At 65.9% G+C, this 2,968-nt stretch carries 2 protein-coding genes; one reads left to right on the top strand and one right to left on the bottom strand.

Annotated elements, in window-relative coordinates; genetic code table 11:
* Positions 1-32: 32 nt before the first annotated feature.
* On the bottom strand, positions 33-1,874 hold the full coding sequence (gene ilvD, locus WCB02_RS05250) for a dihydroxy-acid dehydratase (protein ID WP_423956780.1): 1,842 nt from the start codon (positions 1,872-1,874) through the stop codon (positions 33-35).
* Between the two features lie 311 nt (positions 1,875-2,185).
* Between ilvD and WCB02_RS05245 the strand changes: the two genes are divergently transcribed.
* Positions 2,186-2,968, top strand: a 783-nt coding sequence (locus WCB02_RS05245; RefSeq protein WP_423956779.1) for a caspase family protein, incomplete at its 3' end; no start/stop codon positions are given.

The raw sequence follows: 2,968 nt of genomic DNA, 5'->3' as shown, positions 1-2,968 counted from the left end.
TTTTCAGTCAGTCGGGCTCGCCGCGACGCATGTCACTCCCTGACGATGCGCACCGCACCCCGCGCGGCGCTGGTGGTGAGCGCCGCATAGGCCTTCAGCGCCGTCGTGACCTTGCGATTCCGTTTCGCAGGTTTCCAGGCGTCGTTCTTCCTGGCCAGCATCGCGTCGCGGCGCCGCGCCAGCATGGCTTCATCGACGCGCAGGCTGATGGAGCGCTCGGGGATGTCGATCTCGATCCGGTCGCCCTCCTCTACCAGTCCGATCAGGCCGCCTTCGGCGGCCTCAGGCGAGACATGTCCGATCGACAGACCCGAGGTGCCGCCGGAGAAGCGGCCATCGGTGATCAGGGCGCAGCTTTTGCCGAGCCCCTTCGATTTGAGATAGCTGGTCGGATAAAGCATCTCCTGCATGCCGGGACCGCCGCGCGGGCCCTCATAGCGGATCACGACCACGTCGCCGGCCTTGATCTTGCCGCTCAGGATGGCGTCCACCGCGGCGTCCTGACTCTCGCAAATCCGCGCCGGCCCCGCAAACTTCAGAATGCTCTGATCGACGCCGGCGGTTTTCACGATGCAGCCGTCGACGGCGAGATTGCCGTACAGCACCGCGAGACCGCCATCCTTCGAAAATGCATGCTCGACGTCGCGAATGCAGCCCGCCGCGCGGTCGGTATCGACGTCCTCGAACCGCCGCTGCTGGCTGAACGCGACCTGCGAGGGCACGCCGCCCGGCGCGGCCTTGTAGAAAGTGCGCACGCTCTCGCTCCTGGTTCGCCGGACATCCCAGCGCTCGAGCGCCTCCTCGAGCGATTTGGCGTGCACCGTCGGCAGGTCGCGATGGATCAGCCTGGCGCGGTCGAGCTCGCCGAGAATGGCCATGACGCCACCGGCGCGATGGACGTCCTCGAGATGCACGTCGGGCACCGAGGGCGCCACCTTGCACAACACCGGCACCCGGCGCGACAGCCGGTCGATGTCCTGCATCGTGAAGCCGATCTCGCCCTCGTGCGCGGCCGCGAGCAGATGCAGCACCGTGTTGGTCGATCCGCCCATCGCGATATCCAAGGTCATGGCATTTTCGAACGCCTTGAAGCTGGCGATTGCGCGCGGCAGCGCGGTCTGATCGTCCTGTTCGTAATAGCGGCGGGCCAGATCGACGATCAGGTGGCCGGCTTCGACGAACAGGCCCTTGCGATCCGCATGGGTCGCCAGCACCGAACCATTGCCCGGCAGCGCCAGCCCCAAGGCTTCGGTCAGGCAGTTCATGGAATTGGCGGTAAACATGCCGGAGCACGAACCGCAGGTCGGGCAGGCCGAGCGTTCGATCACCTCGACCTCGGAATCGCTGATCCTGTCGTCGGCCGCCGCCACCATCGCGTCCACCAGGTCGAGCGACCTCAGCTTGCCGTCGATGCTGACCTTGCCGGATTCCATCGGGCCGCCCGAGACGAATACCGTCGGTATATTGATCCGCAACGCAGCCATCAGCATGCCCGGCGTGATCTTGTCGCAGTTGGAGATGCACACCATGGCATCCGCGCAATGCGCGTTGACCATGTACTCGACGCTGTCGGCAATCAGCTCGCGCGACGGCAGGCTGTAGAGCATGCCGTCGTGTCCCATCGCGATGCCATCGTCGACCGCGATGGTGTTGAACTCCTTGGCGACGCCGCCGGCCTGCTCGATTTCGCGCGCGACGAGCTGACCGAGATCCTTGAGGTGGACATGGCCCGGCACGAACTGCGTGAACGAGTTGACCACGGCGATGATCGGCTTGCCGAAATCCTCGTTCTTCATGCCGGTGGCGCGCCAGAGGCCGCGCGCGCCTGCCATGTTGCGGCCGTGAGTGGTGGTGCGAGAGCGATAGGCCGGCATGGGCTTCCTCTGGTCGGTTGACGTTGACGAGTGGGGGCGCGGCTGCCCGGAACGGACGGCGCCATCAGCGCCGGAGGCGGAAAACGTTCGTTGTTTCCATAGGGTAAAGACCGCTCGACGCCGCGCCGTCAAGCCGGCAGCCGCCTGCTCGGAGGAAAATTCGTGGCGCGGAGGCGAAGAGACATCGCCTTTCCCTGCTCCGTTGTTGGTGCCGGCGCGCATCCGCCACAATCCTTCACGACACAGTCGCGCTGCAAAGCCGCCCGCGCAGCGTCACCACCACGGCGGAAGCGATTGACAGGAGCAGCGAAATGAAACCGACCGGCGTGGTCCTCGGCCTGGCGGCACTGGTGCTCGGGCTGGTGGGCCCGCCGGCGCTGGCGCAAAATCGGGTCGCCCTCCTGATCGGCAACAACGCCTATCAGAACGTGCCGGCGTTGCGGACGGCCATCAACGACGCGCATGCGATCGCGGATGTGCTGCAGAAGCTGAATTTTTCCGTGGTGATCGCCGAAAATCAGTCGCGCCGCGCCATGTCCGAGTCGCTGCAGGCGTTCGACAAGGCGATCGAGCCGGGCGACATGGCGCTGCTGTTCTTCGCCGGCCACGGCTTCGAGATCCACGGCGAGAATTTTCTGGTGCCGACCGACACGCCGGCGGTCGGCGAAGGCCAGGAGGAGCTGCTCCGCGACGCCGCCTATCCGGCGGAGCATATCATTGAGCGCCTGCAGGCGCGCGGCGCCCGCACCACGATCCTGGTGCTCGACGCCTGCCGCGACAACCCGTTCGAGCAACCGGGCGGCCGCGGCCTCAAGGGAGGAGGCGGACTGGCGCCGATGACACCGGCCGAAGGCGCCTTCATCCTGTTTTCCGCTGGCGCCAAGCAACTGGCGCTCGACAGATTGTCCGGACGAGACCCCGACCCGAATTCCGTGTTCAGCCGTAATCTCATCCACGAGCTTCAGCAGCCGGGGCTCACCTTGGTGCAGATCGCCAAGCGCACCCAGATCGACGTCAAGCAGATGGCGGCGACGGTCGGCCGCGATCAGACCCCCGCCTATTACGACCAGATCGTCGGCGAAGTCGTCCTCAAC

The sequence above is a fragment of the Bradyrhizobium sp. genome, assembly GCF_049581145.1.
Taxonomy (GTDB): domain Bacteria; phylum Pseudomonadota; class Alphaproteobacteria; order Rhizobiales; family Xanthobacteraceae; genus Bradyrhizobium.
The sequence above is the reverse complement of the archived record's forward strand: the minus strand, read 5'-3'. Positions and strand labels throughout refer to the sequence as shown.